The organism is Chryseobacterium sp. UF-290 (assembly GCF_058245615.1).
The window spans coordinates 33,741-54,473 of the sequence record NZ_JBSICB010000004.1; the positions used below are offsets into that span (position 1 = coordinate 33,741).

Genomic DNA, 20,733 nt, shown 5'->3' on the forward strand with positions numbered 1-20,733 from the left:
TTATAAATACAAGCTGTATGAGTACAGAAAAAAAAGAAATATTCGATAGAGTGGAAAATATGTTGCAGACACAAGGTTTTACTATTGCAGCAAAAGATGAGACAAGACCCTGGGGAGGATTTTTTGTCATTGATGAGAATCAGGCACAGGATTTTGCCAACCAGTATTTTGATGGGATTGATGTAGAGAATCTGAGAATAGGAGGGAAGCTAAGCCCGAAGATCCTTATCGTTGCCCCTGAAGCGAGATTAAGCTGGCAGTATCACCATAGAAGAGCTGAGATCTGGCAGATCGTGGAAGGAATCGTAGGAATTAAGAGAAGCAATACGGATGAGGAAGGAGACGTTGGAGAATACGGTCCCAAAGATCAGGTAAAGCTTCAGCAAGGAGAAAGACACAGGCTGATCGGCCTGAAAGACTGGGGTATCGTAGCCGAAATCTGGCAGCATACCGACGCATCCAATCCTTCAGATGAAGATGATATCGTAAGAGTCCAGGATGACTTTGGAAGATAAAATAAAAAAACAGCATCGAATGGATGCTGTTTTTATTTTGAAGGAAGTCTGAAGCGGGGAGAAGAAAGTTATTGGAGATTTTCAAAAGGATTATTTCAACTATTAAATTTATGCTTCAACTAAAATTTAGCAGACAAAAATAAAACTATAGGGTTTTATTTATTACTTTTATTAAGCCCAAATCAGGAAGCTAACCGATAAAAAATATTTCCAGTTTCCATCTTCCAGCTCCCTACTTTAAAATGTCACATCCAATCCCACATAGAAATTCGCTTTCATAATCGGAGCGTATACCATTCCGCCGTCAAAATAATTTCCAAAAGGGTTCTTAAAATCCACGATCGCATTCTTTTGGTAGTAAGAAGTCAGATTTTCTCCGCCTAAATAGGCTCTGATCTTTTTGTTGAAGTGTCTTGAGATCTGCGCATTCAGAACTGCGTAAGATTCAGAATATGACGGCAGCTGAAACTCTGCAGGATTATCTGAAGTATCCGGCAGCCTTTGCTTGCCTACCCAATTTAACGTAGTATCAAAGCTCCAGAATCCTCCCTTCTCATTTTTATGGGTTGAATAGGCTAGGTTGACAAATCCTCTGTGCTTGGCCATAAAGGGAACTTCTCGCCTTCCTCCGATATAATCTGCCTGTACATCGTAATACTTATAAGCCAGTCTTACCTCAAGGTTTTTGGCAGGCATAAAATCCCATTGTGTCTGGAAAGAGTTGGCAAATGATTTTCCATCCAGGTTATAGAATGTCAGCTGCTGTGGAGATCTGTCTAAATCTACTAAAACCTGATCCTGGAAATCTGTTCTGAAGAAGTCGGCAATGATGCTTGATTTTCTTCCGAAAAGCTTGAATTCCTGCTGTAAACTGGCTCCGTAGTTCCAGGCAATTTCGGGCTTTAAACCATAAATATTTCCTCCGTTCGGTACAATAGCAATGGCTCTGTTTGATGCAAAATACTGCTGGCTTTCCGCAAAAATATTCGCTGTCCTGAATCCTCTTCCCGCAGAAAGTCTTACAATGGTCTGAGGGGTGAAGTCATATTTAAAATTCACTCTCGGCGTAAACTGTGTCCCGGCCAGATTATGAAAATCTAGTCTGGTTCCTGCTACTAAAGTATATTTTAACCCCGTTAAAGTATATTCTGCAAAAATACCAGGAACGATTTCATTTCTTCTCAGATCATCCGTTAAATATGTTTCTTGATAACCGTCATATAAAAAGCTTGCCCCTGCTTTATATTTATGGTTGGTATTTCCTATAATGCTTTCGAAGATTAAATTGGAATAATAGGTGTGCTGCTGTCCTGCATAATTTCTCAAGCCGAAGAAGCTGTCCTGCTGATGGTATACATACTGGTTCATCCAGCCAATACTCTGATAAGGCTTTCCTTTGAAAACATAACCTGTCTTATTCCAGACCTGAAACCTTGAAATATCGATTCCTACACCATAAAAAGGTTGCTTATCCTGAGCCAGCTTTTTATCAAAACCAATCTGTCCTGCAGTTCTCTCATCTCTGATAAAATTAATTCCGAAGTGAGACCCGAATCCTGACTTCTCGAGATCGTTATAATTAAGCAAATAAGCTGCATTGATCTGAGTTCCTTTCGGTCTGTCCAGAAAGCCGTCATGATTCATATCCGTATTCCCAAAAGTTCCGTTTCCGTGAAGAAGAAAAGTCTGAGACCATTTGTCATTAATAGGAGCTACATTTGTGATATTAATTTCAGCCCTTCCGTTAAAATCAGAAAAAATATTCAGCGAGGTTTCAGGCGTCTTTGCATTTTTTAAAAGCTCAGTATTGATCTGCCCTGTAATACTTTCATATCCGTTCGTTACGGTACTTCCGCCTTTGGTCAGCTGGATGCTTTCAATCCATCTTCCCGGGATAAAGTTTAATCCATAGGCAGAAGCCAGTCCTCTGATTTCAGGCAGGAGTTCCTTCGTTAAGCTGGTGTATTTTTGATCCAAGCCAAGCATTTTAAGCTGTTTTGTTCCTGTAACGGCATTGCTGAAAGAAACATCTACTGTAGCATTGGTTTCAAAGCTCTCAGACAGGTTACAGCATGCCGCTTTCAATAGCTCTTTCTTGTCAATATTAAAAACAAGTCCTGTCTCTTTCTTACTTAAAGCTGTGGCAGCCTTTGATCCTGTAACGACTACACCGTCAATGCCTTTTTCATGTTTGCCGTGAGAGCCATCAGCCGGCTGTACCTGATGCTCTTTGTGATCTTCGTGCTTTGTCGCCTCTTCTTCATAATGAACTTTTGGGTTGGCTTCTCCAAAAGTAAAATCCCTGTCATACAGACAACATCCTGGAAGACCATTGTAAACAGCATCGGAAGCCTTGTACTTTTCATTGTCATGGCCTGCGTCAGCAATAGTCTTTAAAATTTTATCTGATGAGGTTTTTGACGAGTTAAAGTCCAGCATAACGGTTTGCTTTTCTGCATTCCATTCCGCAGCATCTGCACCGGCTCCTTTTGCGGCTTTTTCAATTCTGGCCTTACACGAAGCACAGTTTCCTCTTACATAGAATTCGTTTTCCTTTTTAGCATAGGTATGATGCTCATGATGTGCCTCTGCCGAAGCAGGCTGTAGATCTCTGTCGTAGTGACAGCAGCCGGGAAGTCCTTCATAGGTCTTATTGGAAGCTTTGAATTTTTCGTTATCATGACCTTCTTCAGCCACTTTTTTTAAAATCTCATCCGGAGAAACACTGTCTGTTTCTATCGTTAAAATTTGGAGGTCTATAGAATAGACGGCTGTTTTTGCCCCTGCTTTTTTAGCCGCATTTTCAATTCTTGTTTTGCACATTTCGCAGTTCCCTTTTACCTTGAACTGATTTCTTGAAAGTGTCTGAGCAGATATGAACTGTGTCAATAAAAATAGTGTACCAAGTATCAACCTGGAAATATATAATTTCATTTTTTTAAAGTTTAGATTAATTAAAAACCGTTCATCAAATACCTGAAGAACGTACCCTATTTTAATTAACCTATCTTAGGTGGCTGCCAGATTTCCTTTAAACGGTCTGAAAGATAAGGAGCTGAATATTGAAACTGAGGATTCTTATTCGCTTTGTAATAAGATAGTTCCAAACGTAGATTTTTTGAAAAAGGAGTTTCAATAAAAGTATAGCAGGTAATACATGATGAGCAGCAGTCATCATTGCAGGACGACTGTGTACCGTCTTTGCTTTCTTTTTCTGAAGAATGGTTTTTGCAGCAGTCGCTTTTCTTAGACTCTGCCTTACAGCATGTATCCTGCGCTTGCGCATAGAAATTATCCTTAGGAATCAGAAAAATTCCTAAACAGAATACTATGGCAAGTAGGTGAAACAGCTTCATATCTGCAAAAATAAGAAATTTATGGCAAAGGATCACCAACTTTTACTGAGCAGTTATGCCAGGGCTCACCGTGTGCCGGGTTTACTTTGGGTTTATCACCCATAGCCAGGTTTTGTTCCGCAGGAGCTGTGGCAACCGGAGCGGGGGTGGCTTGTACTGTATTTTGAACAGGTTGTGGAGCCGGAGCCGGTTTGCTGCTTAAAGGCTGTCCTACCGGAATATCACATCGGTGTCCCGGCTGTCCGTGAGGAGGATTCATACCGGGAGCGGTTTTTCCCTGTTTTCCGTTATTGTCAAGGACAATTTTTCCTGGAGATACTGCGTTAGGATCAATTTGAATAGCATTATTCCCGTCTACACTTATGTTTTGTGATACAGGAGTGGCGTCGGCAGTTGGCTTACTGTTTAAAGGCTGCCCTACCGGAATATCACATCGATGGCCCGGCTGTCCGTGTGGAGGATTCATGCCGGGAGCTGTAGCCATAGGAGCGGGACTAGCGCTGGATTGTATTCCTGCCTGGTTCATCAGTGAGGTTTTGGAAGTGGCACTGGTCAATGCTACATTGGGTTGCGCGGAACCTGCTTCTTCTTTTAAATAAGTGGCTCTTTCATCCTTTTTACAGGATGCAGCTAATATTGATATGGTGATCAAACCTATAAATGTATTCTTCATATCCATGGGTATGAAACAAAATTAGCAAAACATTTTCAATTGTTTTGCTAATTTTATATTTATAATAAGATTTTTGCCTTAATTTTTCACCAAAAGTCTGAATCCTTCTCCGTGAACGTTGATGATTTCCAATCCTTCGTCGTCTTTTAATAATTTACGAAGCTTGGCGATATAAACGTCCATACTTCTTGCTGTAAAGTAATTTTCCTTTTTCCAGATCTTTCTCAAAGCAAGGTCTCTTGGCATAAAGTCGTTTCTGTGGATGCAGAGAAGTTTCAATAATTCATTTTCCTTAGGGGAAAGCTTGTATTCCTTATCACCTACTTTCAGCTGTCTCAGCATAGAATCGAAAAAGATATTGCTGATCTTGAACTGTTCCTGCTCTTCATTTTCCAGTGTAGAGCTTCTTTGAAGAATAGCCTTTATCTTGTATAAAAGAAGTTCAGTATCAAAAGGTTTTGTGATATAATCATCCGCTCCCAGCTGATACCCTTTCAAAATATCTTCTCTCATGTTTCTGGCTGTAAGGAAAATGATCGGTGTATTTTTATCAATCTTCTTCACATCTTCAGCCAGTGAAAACCCGTCCTTTTTAGGCATCATTACATCAAATATGCAGATGTCGAATTCATTTTCTGTGAATTCTTTAAGTCCCTGCTCCCCGTCAGTCGCAAGAGTCACTTCAAAATTATTGATCGTCAAATAATCTTTAAGCACCGCCCCGAAACTCTGATCGTCCTCTACTAATAATATTCTGTTGCTCATAACTTTAGTAATTAATAATTAACAATTAAGAATGAACTTACTCACTCTATCTTCTATATTTTGTTATTTGGTTTTATATTTATCATTGCTTGATGATCTGATAATGGGTGTGAACTCACTCTTTTTTCCATTAATCAATGATCATTTATCATTCATCCCTTTATCCCATCGGCAGCTTTATCGTAAACGTACTTCCTTTTCCTTTATGAGAGTCTACGATGATCTGTCCTTTGTGCAGCTCTACAATTTTCTTAACGTAGGAAAGACCTAATCCCTGTCCTTTTACATTGTGAATATTTCCGGTTTCCTCCCTGAAGAATTTTTCAAAAATTTTGGTTTTATTGTGGGTTTCCATTCCCATTCCTTTATCGGAAATTTCAATCACATACCAATGGCCCTCATTTCTGGTTTCCACATGGATTTCCGGTGCTTCCGGAGAATATTTATTGGCATTGTCCAGTAAATTCACCAGCATATTCGAGATGTGGAACTCGTCTATTTTAAAATTATAATGGGTTGCATTGAACTTCTGTGTAAGGCTTCCGTTTCTTTGTTGCACGATCAGATTGAAAGATTCTGTCGTTTTTTTGATGAGCTCTCTTACATTGGTTTCCTTTAAGAATAGCTCAACTTCATTCCGCTCAAGTTTAGACATATTAAGGACATTTTCCACCTGCTTTTTCATCCTTAAATTTTCCTGTTTGATCAGTTCTGAATAATATTTTACCTTATCAGGATTTGTTGCGATCTTGTCATTCGCCAAAGAATCCGTTGCTACTGAAATGGTTGCTAACGGGGTTTTGAATTCATGGGACATGTTGTTGATGAAGTCTGTTTTCACTTCTGCCAGTTTCTTTTGTCTCATCATATAATTGATGGATATGATATAGATTCCAAGAATGGTAAGAAGGGAAAGAAACGTTCCCAAAAGCATCGGCCAGTTGTTCATCGCCAGAGAATATTCCTTTTTGGGGAAAACCAAAGCGAGGCTGTATAATGTATTTTTTTTATCTGTAAACAGCGGATAGCTATAGGTATTGCTGTCTTTTTTCTCTTTATAGGCTTTATTCGCAACGCTGGTAAGCTTATTGTCCTTGTCAATAACTCCGTACCCGAATTTTGCCGATATCCCTCGCATTTTGAGCTCTTTAGTGATAACGGAGTCAAGCGCTTTAGGATCTACTCTTTTGGTAATAGGAAGATTGTTTCCATATACTTTTACAAACTCTTTCATAGAGTAGTCGCCTGTTTCAATATCCTGATTGATATCTGTGGTAAGAAGTTCACGGTTGGTGGTATCCCTCTTTATTTTGTAGGCCGCTTCGTCAGTATATAGGGTGGTAAGTTTTATAGAATCTCCTTTTTTAGAAATCGGAAGCTGTGTTTTTTCGATGATATTTTTAGAATAAATAATCTGTCTTTGTGTTCCGGAATCTTCCACCTGCTGGATGGTGGTCAGAGAGGGCTGTTTGCTGTTGGCAATAATATTCTTTCTGAAATCTTTATAATCCTGATTCAAATACTTATCGGCCTCAATTTCTTCAATAGTTTTTGCAGTACTTTCCAAAACAGCATAAACCTTGTTCGAAAAATCCTGTTCCAATACGCCGTAATATCCTTTCAACCAATAAAATTGGAGCGTCACGAAGACAATCAGTGAGATTGTCATAAACACCGAAATTATTGGGATGAATTTGTTATTCATTATTTAATTATATATGTTTTGGAAAAATGAATGTTAAAATTAATTGTTTTAAGACTAGCTAAACAAAAAACGAGCCAAAAAATTGTTTTTTTTTTCTTAAAAGAGTGTTTTTTAACAATTATTTATGAATTATCTTTTACTTGTCCTATGAAAAGTCCTGCCAGAAAATAAAAGGCTAACTTTATTAAAAATAATTATTATGGACTCTAACATCATTTTTAACAAAGATTTTGATTCAAACACTGCTTACATCATGAAAATTTATGATGCTGATGTTTCAAAAGTATGGAGCTGTTTTACCCAATCCGAACTACTGGATCAGTGGTGGGGGCCGAAACCCTGGAAATGCGAAACGGTCAGTCAGGATTTTAAAGAAGGAGGAGTCTGGCTATATGCAATGGTAGGACCCAATGGCGAAAAAACGTATTCCCAATCCAGATATGGAGAGATCATCGAGCATAGAAGTTTTGACTGGATGAGCGCCTTCTGTGATGAGAATGGAAATGTAAATGAAGATTTTCCACAGTCAAAATGGCTGATCGGCTTTACGGGAGTGGAAGAGGGAGCGAAGGTAACCGTCAATATTCATTACCAGTCTTCAGAAGCAATGAAAAAGATGTTTGATATGGGATTTGAAGAAGGTTTTACAATGGGGCTGAACCAGCTGGAGGAAATCTTGGCAAATTTGAAAATGTGATAATTTGAAAAATGAGGAAAGAAACAACGGCGGATTCATTTTGCATTATAAAAAATAGAGTGCTCCACCGGAGCACTCTATTTTATTGTTTCTTACAGTTTCAAAACTCTATTACAGCTTTTCTATACTGATGAAGGTTCCGTCTGTAGGGACTATTTTGTAAACATCCGCTACAGTCAGGATGGAAACGCCACCTGAAACCTGCACTTTAAGTTTGTCTCCTTTATCAAACATGGATAGGAATTCCATCGTTCCGACTCTGTTGGCTCCTGCCGTAACTAAGATTGCTTCATTTAAAGAAACATCGTTTCTTGCAAGCACATTACCGTTTTTCAATGCCCGGAAAGAAATCGTTGGCGGGCTTACATGTATTCCTGAAGTTTTTACTTTTAAGCTGATCAGGACCCTGTAAAACCCGGATTCCTTGAATGTGAAATTGCTGAAATCATTATTGATAGCTCCCTGGGGATCAATAATACCCAGCTTGTCTTCATCCTGTGTGCTGTTATAGAGCCCGAAAGGAACATCTTTTTCTCCGCAGCCGATAAGTACACAGGCTACAGAAGGAAACTCTGCTTCAGGGGTCGTGGGATTCATACTAACCCGTGTTGTCCTTCCTCCATTTTCATAAAAAGTTGGCTTCCATTTTTCACCATCATAAACCACCACTCTTTTTATGTCTTTTCTGTATAGGATCATTCCCTGCATGTCGGGATCATTGCCAAAGCGGTCTGGCTGACTGATATGATACAACGGCAATTCGGTCTCGTTGTTCACGGTTGGAATCATCATTCCCCTGGATCCGGCAGCATGGTCTTCCTTATTGACAACACTGAGCATAGAGTTGGGGCTTGGATTGGCATCACTACCTATAATGACTTGAGAAAATGCCATCTTAGCTGCAAGCAGAAATGCTGTGATATATATTTTCTGTCTCATATCAGTTCAGTTTTTCAATATATAAAAAGGTATCCTTATCATTCATTTTAAAATTCACTCCTGTTCCTACGTTCAATCCGGTGTCGGCCTGGATTCCGCCTCTTAAACGGATCTGGTCGCCGGCATGCAGATATTTCGTGGTGGAGAAGCTGTTTACGGAATTGGCACTGCCTGCGGTTACAAGCAATCCGGACAGCAGGAAACTGTTTTCATGAATTTTCTGCCATCCGTCTCCGGCAGCATTGGCATAGAGGGCTTGCAGAGAAATGATGGTAGCGGCATTTCCCACAGAAAGACCTCCTGCACTGCTTGTTTTTACAGAAGGGTTGATTCTGTAAAATCCGTCTGCCGGGATGGTGATCTCTCCGTTGGCGTTTACAGTCAATCCTAAATTATTTACATTGTTACGGTCAATATCATTTAAAATATTAAACTGAAGGGTTGGGCGTGCCGTGATTCCTAATACATTGGCAACTGACTGATTGGGAGCGTCAGATCCCAGAATACTCAGATTCTTATAGTTTTTAATGCTCCTTTCTGTAGCTGCAATCCATCTGTATCCGTCATATTTTACCACATCCCTTATTTCTTTGTTGTAAAATACGAGTCCGTTGTCTTCCGGTTTATTTTCATACAGATCCGGATGGGCGGCATTATAATTAGGGAGCTCTGTATGATTTTCCACTACGGGCAGCATGATTCCTTTTGTGCTGCTCTCTACCTGTAAAACAGCTCTTGGATGTACTGTTTCAGGGTTGTTACCGATTTTTACCTGAGCATATCCCGGGTTTCCTGTGGCTGCTAAAATAAAGAGGAGCTTGAGTGTAATCGTTTTTCTAATCATCTTAATCACTTACTTTGGTAAACATTATTTCTCTTGGATAGTATTTGGCGATGTTGGCGTTTGCCGCTGCTGTCAGGGTAACGATCACAGACACTGTTGCAAGAGGAGAGTGTATTCTGGATACAATATAATCTCCCTGATTCAGACGAATCCTGGTACTGGTAAATGCGGCGGTATTGGTATCACCCCCAATTCCTAAAATCCCATAGTAATCAGGGAAGAATGTGGTAAGTTTAACTTCATTGTAGCTTCCGCTAGTCTGTTTCAGGTACGCTCTCAGCTGATACTGCGGTCCGCTGGTCAATGAAACGGCTCCTCCTGTTTTTGAGGGAATATTCAGGTAGATATCATAAACACCCGGTTCATTGATAACGAATTTGGCATTATCAAAGCTTTTATCCCCATAAAGTCCTCCTCCCGGAACTACTGCGGCTTCTCTTGTGATGTTAAGATTGTTATAGGATTGCTGGCCGTCAACAGGTGCGCTGAATCCAATTCCCACATGTCTTCCGCATCCAAGAAGAACGCAGACTACGCTTGTTTCCTCATTTTCGGTAGATAAAAACCGGGATTGCTTCATCTTAAAATCGGTAGCTGTAGGTTCATTATTCCATCTTACTCCGTCATAAGAGTAAAAGGTAGCATGTGTTTTTTCAAACATCATCATTCCTGTCATGTCAGGGTCAGCAGGAGAATTATACAACGGAAGATGATCCGGTGAAGAGACTTCAGGAAGCATCATGCCGAAATTCTTCCCTTCATGTTTTCCATCTACCTGTAAAATGGCTTTGCTGTGAATTTCAACTGTCTGGTTTTTTGAAATCCCTACTTGCGAAAAAGCCAGACTAACAATGAGCAACATCAAAGAAGTGTTAATTTTTTTCATGGTCTGATTTCTATTTAAATTTTTAATCTGTTTATCCAGAAGAATAATTTTTCTCGAAATACATAGTTTTTCAGTTTTTTTGGCTTGTGTTAAGTTTTTATCAAATCTTTATCCTTCCCGGTTCATATCATGAAATGGGTTGATCATTTGTTCTGTCGTTTTATCCAGACTTATATTCCATTATAAATCTGAAGAAATTGACCAAAATATTCTGAGGGAAATTGACCCGGATAAAGGGTCAAAAGAATGTGGTCTGTATGTTACTAAAATACAAATCTAATGTGGTATGTACCAATCAAAATGTGAAATATTATATGAATTATACTTGGTTTTAGAATAATAAATTGATAACGATTTGATAATGAAATGGTTTAAAAAATTAATTATTTTATTAAATTTTAAATATATTTTTAATTAACTGTTGGGTTTTATTTGAAAAAAAATAGAGGCAAGCTGAAACTTGCCTCTATTTTACTAATAAAGTGTCTTTATGGGGTTGTTTTTGATAATTATTGCCTTATTTGATTGTCAGATTTTCAAATCAGCTCATTGTCAAATTAAATCAGTTCTTCTTCCTGAAAATACTGAATAATCGCCTTTTTCATCAGCAAGGTCTGCTCATTCGGCTTCAATTCCGGAAGATCCTCCAATTTCTCAAACTGCGGCCATCCGTCTTCATAATGTGTGAATTTATAATATCCGAATGGTTCCAGCAATCTGCAAACTGCAATGTGAATGAGATTTACCTTGTCATCTTTTGTATATTTCTGCTGACCGCTTCCCAGTTCCTGTAGTCCTATTAAAAACAAAAGTGTTTCAATAGGCGGATTCTTTTCAGTTTGGAAGTTGTCTTCAAAAAACTGTTCTATTTTTTTCCAATATTCAGACTCGTTGATCATAACTTTATAAATGATGAATAATAGTTGCCAAATGATACAATCAATCCTTTGGCATTTTTTTACATGAAGTTGTTGTTAGTATTTCTTCAGTTTTAATTTTTATATCTTTTAAAATATTTTATAACAGGTAAGCTTCGTTATGCGGAAGTTTCATCTATCTTTAAAAGAAACGCGTATTCCAATGCGTCTTCTTTCAAAGATTCAAATCTGCCGCTTGCTCCTCCATGTCCGGAGCTCATATCGGTTTTAAAGATTAAAATATTATTATCGGTTTTTAATTCTCTCAGTTTTGCCGTCCATTTTGCGGGTTCCCAATACTGTACCTGGGAATCATGGAATCCTGTTGTGATCAGCATATGAGGATAATCTTTGGCTTCTACATTATCATAAGGAGAATATTCCTTCATGTAATGATAATATTCATCATCATTCGGATTTCCCCATTCATCATATTCCCCGGTTGTTAAAGGAATGGTGTCATCCAGCATAGTAGTGACAACATCTACGAAAGGAACCTGTGCTACCATTCCGTTAAACAGCTGTGGCTCATAATTTACAACTGCGCCTACCAAAAGGCCTCCTGCACTTCCTCCCATTGCATACATATGCTTTGATGAAGTATAATTTTCCTTTACTAGGTGCTTTCCGGCATCAATGAAGTCAAAGAAGGTGTTTTTCTTAGACAGCATTTTTCCGTCTTCGTACCATTCCCTTCCCAGATATTCCCCTCCGCGGATATGGGCGATGGCATAAATAAAGCCTCTGTCTAAGATCGACAGCCTTACATTTGAAAAGCTGGCATCTACCGTATGTCCGTAGCTTCCATATCCATATAAAAGAAGCGGCGTATCAGCAGACTTTTTTGTGTCTTTATGATATACTAAGGAAATCGGAATTTTCGTTTCTCCGTCTCTGGAATCTGCCCAGATCCTTTCAGAAATATAGTTTTCAGGAAAGAATTTTCCGCCCAGTACTTCCTGTTGCTTCAGAAGTCTGGTCGTTTTTTCCTTCATATTATATTCATATGTGGAGCTTGGCTGTGTCAGTGAAGTATAGCCATAACGCAAAACCTCGGTATCAAATTCAAGATTGATTCCAATATAGCTGGTATAAGTAGGATCGGAGAACGGAAGGTAATGAGACTCCTGTGTTTTTTCATCAATGATCTTGATTTGAAGCAATCCCTTTTCTCTTTCCTCAAGCACAAGGTAATCTTTGAAGATCTCAAATCCTTCCAGTAAAACTTCGGCACGGTGAGGAATGACATCGATCCAGTTTTCCATGCCGCAGCTGCTGATCTTGGTTTTTACAATTTTGAAATTCGTTGCGCCATCCGCATTCGTGATGATATAGAATTCATCCTCATAATGCTCTACGGAATATTCGAGGTCGTCTATTCTTGGCTGTATTATGGTCCAGTCTGCAAAAACATTATCAGAAGGGATAAAACGGTGCTCATCAGAGATCGTGCTTGAACTGGCAATGAAAATGTATTGTAAAGATTTTGTTTTAAAAACGTTCACATCAAAAGTTTCATCCTTTTCATGGAAGATCAGCACGTCTTCAGCGGAATCCGTACCCAATTGGTGCCGGTAAACCTGGAATGCACGGAGGTTTTTATCCTTCCTTATGTAGAAAACATGTTGGTTGTCATTAGCCCAAACCGCTTTACCTGTAGTGTTTGGAATCGTATCCGGCAAAATTTCTCCGGTCTTTAAATTTTTGAAGTTTAATGTATAAATTCTTCGTCCCACATTATCTGAAGAAAAAGAGGCCAGTGCGTTATTAGGGCTTACAGCGACACTGCCCACTTCAAAGAAATTTTCGCCTTCAGCTAGTATGTTGACGTCAAGTACAATTTCTTCCTGATTGTCGAGACTTTTATACTTTCTGCAGAAGATCGGATATTCTTTACCCTCTTCATATCTTACGATATACCAATATCCATTAAATATGTAAGGGAGGGATTCATCGTCTTTTTTGTAGCGGGCTTTCATCTCTTCGAAAAGCTCTTCCTGCAGAGCTTCGGTATCTTTCATGATGAATTCTTCGTAAGCATTTTCCTCCTCAAGATATTTGATGACTTCAGGATTTTCCCTTTCATTGAGCCAAAAGTAATTGTCAATTCTTCTGTCACCGTGAGTTTCTAATATTTTCTCTATTTTTTTTGCTTGTGGAGCTTTCATCCTATATTTTTAGTTGTTTACGCCCTGAATATTTGCAGGGACGTTATTTCAATGTTAATTCTTGTTCAAATATAAGAAAGGCTACCAAATTTTTGATAGCCTTTTCATTAATATTGGATAATAGGGTTATTTTTTAATTGTTTTAATTGTTTCTATACTCCCGTCATTCATTTTTAAAGTAATGAAATAAAGCCCTTCTTTTAAATCCTTCAGATAAAGTGAAGATGAAGGTCTTTCAATCATTCTGACCAATCTTCCCGAAGTGTCGGTAATAGAAACAGATTTTACACCGGATGTATCAGAAATGGTGAGCACATCACTGAAAGGATTTGGGTATACCTGGATTTTCTTTTTGTTTCCGGAAACTTCATGCGTTGATAATGCGGTATCATCATAAGCTGAGATCCGGAACTCCCCGCTATCCGTATCTGAATCATATTTCCATACACTTATATACAATGTAGTACCAGGGGCTTGTCCGGTTAATGATACCAATGAAAAATAACCTTGATCATCATCGTCATTACAGTCAATTTCAGTTAATGATCCGCATGTTCCGCTATAAACAGTAAGCACGGTGTCGTCAAAATAAGAACCGGAAGCTTCCTGGGTTTCTATCTTGAGGTTTCCACTTTGCGGTACCACAACTGTAAACCACACATTTTCCATAGCATCATCATTGCATATAGGTGGAGAACTGTCAGTCGTTGCTCCCTCATTACTGGAAGTAATTGCTCCTGAATTGAAGTCTGTTCCTACCGTTAATGGTGTTGCCTGTGAGCAATCATCATTGGCAGGAGGAATAGGATCATAAGCTGAGATCCGGAACTCACCGCCATCCGTATCTGAATCATATTTCCAGACATTTATATACAATGTAGTACCAGGGATTTGTCCGGTTAATGATACCAATGAAAAATAACCTTGACCATCATCGTCATTACAGTCAATTTCAGTTAATGATCCGCATGTTCCGCTGTAAACAGTAATCACGCTGTCATCAAAATAAGAGCCGGAAGCTTCCCGGGTTTCTATTTTAAGGTTGCCGCTTTGGGGTACCAATACTGTGAACCATACGTTATCAACAGCATCCGGATTGCATGAAGGAGAAGGCCCGTCAGTAGTAGCTCCTTCATTACTGGAAGTAATTGCTCCGGAAGTAAAATCTGTTCCAACAGTTAGCGGTATTGCTCCCAAGCAATCGTCATTTTGTGCATTTGCAAATGAAATTATGAATAAGAATAGACAAAGTAGTAATTTTCTCATGCTAAAATTTTGTTTAAATATAGATAAAAAATCACCACAATGTGATAAAATAAATAATATTCTAACTATTTGATAGTTAGCGAAAAAATATTAGTTTGAAATTGTGTTTTGACATAAAAAAACCATCCTTTCAATCTGAAAAGATGGTTGATTATATTGTTTATCGTAAAGACTATTTATGAAGGGCCTTGACGTATTTTTCAAGAGCCATTGTCATAGAAGGGGTTTCCTTCGTAGGAGCCATTAAATCTACTTTTAATCCTGCTTCTTCTGCTGCGGCTAAAGTCGTGTTTCCGAAAACTCCGATTTTTGTTTCTTCCTGTTTGAATTCCGGGAAATTCTGTTGCAGGGATTTGATTCCCTGTGGGCTGAAGAAAATCAGCATGTCATAATCTTTGATGTTGATATCGGTAAGGTCACTGCATACGGTACGGTACATGATCGCTCTTGTCCATTCTACATTGGCAGAATCTAAAGTTTTTACGATATCCGGACTCAAAACATCTGAAGATGGCAGCAGATATTTTTCAGTTGGGAATTTTTTGAAAAGAGGAAGCAGGTCTGAGAAGTTTTTCTCCCCAAAGCTGATCTTTCTTTTTCTGTACACGATATGCTTTTGAAGATAGTTGGCAATTGCTTCCGACTGACAGATGTATCTCATTGTATCCGGAACGGAAAAACGCAGTTCTTCCGCAAGCCTGAAGTAATGGTCAATTGCATTCTTACTGGTAAAAATAATACCGGTATACTGTGTCAGATCTATTTTCTGAGTTCTGAGTTCTTTATTGTCAACCCCTTCGACGTGGATAAATGGACGGAAATCAATCTTTATTTTTTCCTTCTTCGCTATATCCAGATATGGAGAAGACTCACTAGGCGCTGGTTGAGAAACCAATATAGACTTTATTCTCATCATTGACATTTATTAAAAAAATAACAGCTTCCAAAGCAATAATAATGGTGCGATTTGGAGGGTGCAAATATACAAAAATTTATAATACCATTTTTCCGGAAGAATCTTGTTCTTGTGAAATAAATAGAAAAAGACTTTGAAAATGAACACAAAAGCAAAGAAGAAGAAATAATATAAAAACATTTTATTTCTGTCTATAGGGAAGTAATAATGGGTTACACACAGAATTATTAACAAAAAAGACAGAATAAAATAAAATTTGGTGGAGGTGAAATAAAAAATAGACCATTTTTTTCCATCTCCTATACTTTGATAAAATAAAAACCCTAATGCAGATCTTGTCAGGTAAAAAAATACAACGGCCAGCAAAGTATAGCCAAATTTGTTGAGCTGATACCCGAAAAGCTGCAGGTCGGCAATATATTTAGGTACAACAGGAATATATTGTGAAATCAAAACGGATAAGGTAAGTATCGTCACACATGAGGTGATGATCCAGCTCGGAAGGTTATTGCTTGCATCAAAATATTTCTGAAGCAGAAAATCTTTAAGACTGGCATCCCTTTCTATAATATTCATCATAAAAACATATAAAAAGATACAGCCTACGAGTATAAAGATTACCCAGTCATTGTTCTCAGGTATTCTTACATGATTGATGTAGTTTGGTAATGACGGCAAAATTTAATTTTTTTTATATTTTATTTAACTTCAAAAAACACAGGATGGCATAGAATTTTTTATTGCCAGAACTGTGAAAACTGCAGTTTAAATATTTACTCCCGCTGATCTTATAGCAGACCCAGATCCATTGGATAAAAGTTTCTGCATCATTTACTTAATCCATGAGAAATATTTTTGCAAAATTATAGATTATTTTGTATAAAATAAAAAGGTTAAATAAACTATCTTTGCAAACTGAAATGAAAAAACTCGTCATCATCCCAACCTACAACGAAAAGGAAAATATTGAAAATATTATTTCCGCAGTTTTTGCATTGGGAGACGACTTTCATATTTTAGTAGTGGATGACTCTTCTCCTGACGGAACAGCAGAAGTAGTAAGAGAGTTGCAGAAGAAATATCCGCATTACCTGCATCTGTCTGTAAGACATATAAAGGACGGGCTGGGGAAGGCCTATATTCATGGATTCAAATGGGCTATCGAAAACAAATACGATTACATTTTTGAAATGGATGCGGATTTTTCACATAACCCCAATGACCTGCCCAGACTTTTTGAAGCCTGTGTGAAAGCTGATATGGCTATCGGATCCAGGTATTCAAAAGGAGTAAATGTGGTCAACTGGCCTATGGGAAGAGTATTGCTGTCCTATTTTGCCTCAAAATATGTAAGGTTCGTTTTAGGACTTCCGATTCATGACACTACAGCAGGATTTGTCTGCTTTTCAAGAAAAGTGCTGGAAGAGATCGGATTGGATAATGTGAAGCTGAAAGGTTACGGGTTTCAGATAGAAATGAAATTCAGAGCCTACAAAAAAGGGTTCAGCATTGTAGAAGTACCTATCATATTTACAAATAGGATCTTAGGAGAAAGCAAAATGAACGGAGGCATTATTCATGAAGCGGTATTTGGAGTTTTAAACTTAAAATGGAAATCCATCATTAACAGATTATGAATATGAAAAAACTGATCTTCATTTTCGTTTTGCTGGGGCTGTTTTCGTGCGGCGATTACATTGATAAGCCTAAAAATCTGGTCGGAGAGGAAGTGATGGCAGAGATTATTGCCGATCTTGCGATCAATGACCAGGCTATCTTCATGTATCAGGACAGGAACCTGGAAGCCGGTACAAGATTTATCCTTAAATCTCATCATGTAAAGCCTGATGACTTTGTGGAAAGCTTCAAATATTATGTGATTAAAGAAAAAATGGAGGGGATAGCGAATAATGCACAGGAAATATTATTGAAAAAAGATCCCAAAGCAGATCAATACATAAAAGATAAAATCAAGCAGAACGGAACCTCGCCCGTTATGGTGAGATAATCACAGGGCGGCAGATATTCCGTACGCAGGATCACTGGTAAAATCGGTGAATTTAAAGAAGTATACAGATGAAATTTTTTAATATAGAGAAAACCTCTGAAGGAAAAGCAAGAGCAGGGGAAATTACCACAGACCACGGGAAGATCCAGACTCCCATCTTTATGCCTGTGGGAACTGTAGCAAGTGTGAAAACAGTTCATCAGAGAGAATTAAAAGAAGACATTAAAGCCCAGATCATTCTGGGGAATACCTATCACCTTTATCTTCGTCCGGGAATGGAAACGATGCAGGATGCAGGCGGATTACATAAGTTCATGAACTGGGACCTTCCTATTCTTACCGATTCAGGGGGCTTTCAGGTATTTTCCCTGGCAAGCAGCAGAAAAATGACTGAGGAAGGGGCAAGATTCAAATCTCATATCGACGGAAGCTATCATATGTTCTCTCCGGAAAGATCAATGGAAATCCAGAGACAGATCGGAGCTGATATTTTCATGGCTTTTGATGAATGTACCCCTTATCCATGCGAATACAACCAGGCAAAATCATCAATGGAGCTTACGCATCGCTGGCTGAAAAGATGCATTGACTGGACGAGCAATAACCCTGAGCTATACGGACATAAGCAGAGGCTTTTCCCGATCGTTCAGGGATCTACCTATTCCGATTTAAGAAAAATCTCTGCCGAAGTTATTTCTGAAGCAGGTGCCGAAGGAAATGCCATCGGAGGACTTTCCGTTGGTGAGCCTGAAGAAGAAATGTACAGAATTACTGATGAGGTGACGGATATTCTTCCAAAAGAGAAACCGAGATACCTTATGGGGGTAGGTACCCCATGGAATATCCTGGAATCTATCGGTTTGGGAATTGATATGATGGATTGCGTAATGCCTACAAGGAATGCAAGAAATGCAATGCTTTTCACATGGCAGGGGGTGATGAACCTTAAAAATGAAAAATGGAAGCGTGATTTTTCGCCTTTGGATGAATTTGGAACCAGTTTTGTAGACCATGAATATTCAAAAGCGTATCTTCGTCACCTGTTCGTATCCAAAGAATATCTGGCGAAACAGATCGCTTCGATTCATAATCTGGCATTTTATCTTGATTTGGTAAAAGTTGCCAGAGAACATATTATTGCAGGCGATTTCTATGAGTGGAAAAACTCTGTAGTACCGGTTCTTAGACAAAGACTGTAAGGAGATTATGCTTAAAATTGTAGACAGATATATCATCAAAAAATACCTTGGAACTTTCAGTTTCATGTTGGTACTGTTGTCTATAGTGGTGCTTGTGATTGATGTTCAGCAAAAGATACCAAGGATAGAAAATGCGAAAGCCATAGATCCGAAGCTTGATCTGATGTATTTCCTGATCCATTTTTATCCTTTCTGGATTATTAATCTTGTGGTGACATTCCTTTCCATTCTGGTGTTTATTTCGGTGATCTATTTTACGTCCCGTATGGCGAATAATACAGAAATTGTAGCCATCATCAGCAGTGGAGCAAGTTTTCACAGGTTTTCAAAGCCTTATCTGTATACTTCGATCCTGATTGCACTGATCGCGTTTATGGTGTATCATATGGTGCTGCCATGGGCCAATATCAAGAAAAATGAACTGGAGGCCTATACCTATAATGCCGCCAATAAAGAAAAGATCTTAGGAACATCCCCGGCTTCTTCACAGCTGAGTAAAACGGAGTATATCTTCGTAGACTCATGGAATAAAAGGGAAAAAAGAGGTTCCAGCTTTGTCTATCAGAAATTTGATAAGGAGAGAAGGATGATTTATGAGCTGAAAGCCAGTGATGTCTACTGGGATAAAGCAAAAAAACAGTTCGTTTTGAATAACTATTTTGAAAAAACGATCAATAAGGACAATTCTGAGAAGCTTAATAACGGAATAGAACTGAGGAAAAACTACGGACATTCGCCGGAGGAACTTTTCCCTAATGAGCTTTTGGGACAAAATAAAACGACCCCTGAGCTTTTAAAATTCATCGAAAGAGAAAAAGAAAGAGGAAACAGTAACCTGAACTCTTACCTGAATGAGCTTCACCAAAGAACTTCAATGCCTGTTTCCATCATTATCCTTACCTTTCTGGCGCTTTCACTTTCTTCCCAAAAGAAAAGGGGGGGGCTGGGAATCAACCTTGCGTTAGGAATTTCATTGGCCTTTATTTTTGTATTTTCATTTGAAGCTTTAAAGGTGGTTTCGGAGAATAAAAGCTTATCTCCTGCGCTGGCAATGTGGTTGCCCAATCTGGTTTTCCTGCCGCTTACCCTTTATCTTTATATTAAAAGAGCCAATCAATAAAGGAGTTTTACTTCTTTGTGATAAAAATTGCGCATTCCGCCGTTTTCCATCTCGATCCAAAGCTCGCCTTTATCGTCCGCATTCCGGATGATGCCATTTTGTCGCTCTTTTCCAATTTCAAAGACCGATATCTGATCTTTTCTGAAAAGATGCTGATTGAACCTGTCCAGGATTTCCTGTTCGGACGGAATATTTTTCAATTGCTCACAAAGGAATTCGTGAAAGCTGAACGCAAGGTTTTCCATGTCAAATCGTAGCCCTGTCTGCATCAGAAGTGAACCTGCGTTGGATATTTCCTCAAAATTTTCCTGAAGGATGTTTATGCCGGTTCCGATTATAAAATAATTATTTTGATTAATTTTTTTCTTTTCTATTAAAATTCCGACGATTTTTTTACCTTTAAGGATAATATCATTCGGCCATTTGATTTTTACTTCTGAGTCAGCCAAATTGGCAAGGAAATCCCGGACAAGCATTGCGGTATAATAATTGAATATAAAGTCGGAGCACAGGATGTTTTGCGTATTCACTGCCAGCGTATAAGCCAGGTTTTTTCCGGCAGTCTGAGTCCATACATTTCCATACTGACCACGACCTTTGGTTTGATTAAAAGTATGCAATCCTATAAAATCTGAATTTTCGTAAAGTAAAAACTTGGATATTTCGTCATTAGTAGAAGAACATTCTTTCAGATAGAAGAGTTGACTCATTTAAGAAAACTTTAAGACATTAAGGGGGTAAAAGTAAGGTTAAAGTAAA

At 38.5% G+C, this 20,733-nt stretch carries 20 protein-coding genes; 6 read left to right on the plus strand and 14 right to left on the minus strand.

All coding sequences use genetic code 11. The annotated features are described in order from the left end of the window. Nucleotides 1–17: 17 nt before the first annotated feature. Nucleotides 18–515 carry a cupin domain-containing protein gene (locus AC4IF5_RS05675; protein WP_490732498.1) on the plus strand — a complete coding sequence of 166 codons (498 nt, stop codon included), beginning with the start codon at nt 18–20 and terminating at the stop codon, nt 513–515. 237 nt (nt 516–752) lie between these two features. On the opposite strand, the gene AC4IF5_RS05680 is transcribed toward AC4IF5_RS05675, so the two are convergent. From AC4IF5_RS05680 to AC4IF5_RS05700, 5 genes are all read right to left on the minus strand, one after another. Further along, entirely contained in the window at nt 753–3,449 is a 2,697-nt protein-coding gene (locus tag AC4IF5_RS05680) for a TonB-dependent receptor domain-containing protein (protein ID WP_490732499.1), read from the minus strand. A gap of 65 nt (nt 3,450–3,514) precedes the next feature. Then, on the minus strand, nt 3,515–3,871 hold the full coding sequence (locus AC4IF5_RS05685; protein WP_490732501.1) for a hypothetical protein: 357 nt from the start codon (nt 3,869–3,871) through the stop codon (nt 3,515–3,517). Between the two features lie 19 nt (nt 3,872–3,890). Beyond that, nucleotides 3,891–4,550 (minus strand): hypothetical protein, encoded by a 660-nt coding sequence (locus AC4IF5_RS05690; protein ID WP_490732503.1) that lies wholly within the window; start codon nt 4,548–4,550, stop codon nt 3,891–3,893. A 72-nt stretch (nt 4,551–4,622) separates the two neighbouring features. Further along, complete coding sequence (locus AC4IF5_RS05695) at nt 4,623–5,309, minus strand: response regulator transcription factor (RefSeq protein WP_002982671.1); 687 nt, start codon at nt 5,307–5,309, stop codon at nt 4,623–4,625. A gap of 160 nt (nt 5,310–5,469) precedes the next feature. Continuing rightward, nucleotides 5,470–7,014, minus strand: coding sequence for a sensor histidine kinase (locus AC4IF5_RS05700; protein ID WP_490732509.1), 1,545 nt, complete (start codon nt 7,012–7,014; stop codon nt 5,470–5,472). 199 nt (nt 7,015–7,213) lie between these two features. Here AC4IF5_RS05700 and AC4IF5_RS05705 point away from each other — a divergent pair, with 199 nt between their 5' ends. After that, complete coding sequence (locus tag AC4IF5_RS05705) at nt 7,214–7,711, plus strand: SRPBCC family protein (RefSeq protein ID WP_490732510.1); 498 nt, start codon at nt 7,214–7,216, stop codon at nt 7,709–7,711. A gap of 111 nt (nt 7,712–7,822) precedes the next feature. On the opposite strand, the gene AC4IF5_RS05710 is transcribed toward AC4IF5_RS05705, so the two are convergent. From AC4IF5_RS05710 to AC4IF5_RS05745, 8 genes are all read right to left on the minus strand, one after another. Beyond that, nucleotides 7,823–8,650 (minus strand): hypothetical protein, encoded by an 828-nt coding sequence (locus AC4IF5_RS05710; protein WP_490732512.1) that lies wholly within the window; start codon nt 8,648–8,650, stop codon nt 7,823–7,825. Nucleotide 8,651: 1 nt separating this feature from the next. After that, a complete protein-coding gene (locus AC4IF5_RS05715; protein WP_490732514.1) occupies nt 8,652–9,494 on the minus strand; it encodes a phage tail-like protein in 843 nt (280 codons plus the stop codon). Nucleotide 9,495: 1 nt separating this feature from the next. Then, nucleotides 9,496–10,380, minus strand: coding sequence for a hypothetical protein (locus AC4IF5_RS05720; RefSeq protein ID WP_490732516.1), 885 nt, complete (start codon nt 10,378–10,380; stop codon nt 9,496–9,498). A gap of 557 nt (nt 10,381–10,937) precedes the next feature. Further along, the gene (locus AC4IF5_RS05725; RefSeq protein ID WP_047097439.1) at nt 10,938–11,279 is read right to left on the minus strand and encodes a hypothetical protein; all 342 of its coding nucleotides are present in this window, start codon (nt 11,277–11,279) and stop codon (nt 10,938–10,940) included. Nucleotides 11,280–11,416: 137 nt separating this feature from the next. Continuing rightward, on the minus strand, nt 11,417–13,465 hold the full coding sequence (locus AC4IF5_RS05730) for a S9 family peptidase (RefSeq protein ID WP_490732518.1): 2,049 nt from the start codon (nt 13,463–13,465) through the stop codon (nt 11,417–11,419). A 126-nt stretch (nt 13,466–13,591) separates the two neighbouring features. Then, on the minus strand, nt 13,592–14,731 hold the full coding sequence (locus AC4IF5_RS05735; RefSeq protein ID WP_490732520.1) for a T9SS type A sorting domain-containing protein: 1,140 nt from the start codon (nt 14,729–14,731) through the stop codon (nt 13,592–13,594). Nucleotides 14,732–14,903: 172 nt separating this feature from the next. Continuing rightward, a complete protein-coding gene (locus AC4IF5_RS05740) occupies nt 14,904–15,644 on the minus strand; it encodes a uroporphyrinogen-III synthase (RefSeq protein ID WP_490733019.1) in 741 nt (246 codons plus the stop codon). Between the two features lie 12 nt (nt 15,645–15,656). Next, entirely contained in the window at nt 15,657–16,325 is a 669-nt protein-coding gene (locus AC4IF5_RS05745; RefSeq protein ID WP_490732522.1) for a DUF4271 domain-containing protein, read from the minus strand. 242 nt (nt 16,326–16,567) lie between these two features. On the opposite strand from AC4IF5_RS05745, the gene AC4IF5_RS05750 reads away from it, so the two are divergent. The 4 genes from AC4IF5_RS05750 (at nt 16,568) to AC4IF5_RS05765 (ending at nt 19,974) form a co-directional block, all read left to right on the plus strand. After that, nucleotides 16,568–17,284 carry a polyprenol monophosphomannose synthase gene (locus AC4IF5_RS05750; protein ID WP_490732524.1) on the plus strand — a complete coding sequence of 239 codons (717 nt, stop codon included), beginning with the start codon at nt 16,568–16,570 and terminating at the stop codon, nt 17,282–17,284. Between the two features lie 2 nt (nt 17,285–17,286). Next, on the plus strand, nt 17,287–17,655 hold the full coding sequence (locus tag AC4IF5_RS05755) for a DUF4296 domain-containing protein (RefSeq protein ID WP_490732526.1): 369 nt from the start codon (nt 17,287–17,289) through the stop codon (nt 17,653–17,655). Between the two features lie 68 nt (nt 17,656–17,723). Next, complete coding sequence (gene tgt, locus AC4IF5_RS05760; protein ID WP_490732528.1) at nt 17,724–18,854, plus strand: tRNA guanosine(34) transglycosylase Tgt; 1,131 nt, start codon at nt 17,724–17,726, stop codon at nt 18,852–18,854. A gap of 7 nt (nt 18,855–18,861) precedes the next feature. After that, the gene (locus tag AC4IF5_RS05765; RefSeq protein ID WP_490732530.1) at nt 18,862–19,974 is read left to right on the plus strand and encodes an LptF/LptG family permease; all 1,113 of its coding nucleotides are present in this window, start codon (nt 18,862–18,864) and stop codon (nt 19,972–19,974) included. Here AC4IF5_RS05765 and AC4IF5_RS05770 read toward each other — a convergent pair. Then, complete coding sequence (locus AC4IF5_RS05770; protein WP_490732532.1) at nt 19,968–20,684, minus strand: biotin--[acetyl-CoA-carboxylase] ligase; 717 nt, start codon at nt 20,682–20,684, stop codon at nt 19,968–19,970. The two genes, AC4IF5_RS05765 and AC4IF5_RS05770, sit on opposite strands and share 7 nt — an antisense overlap. Between the last annotated feature and the right edge of the window lie 49 nt (nt 20,685–20,733).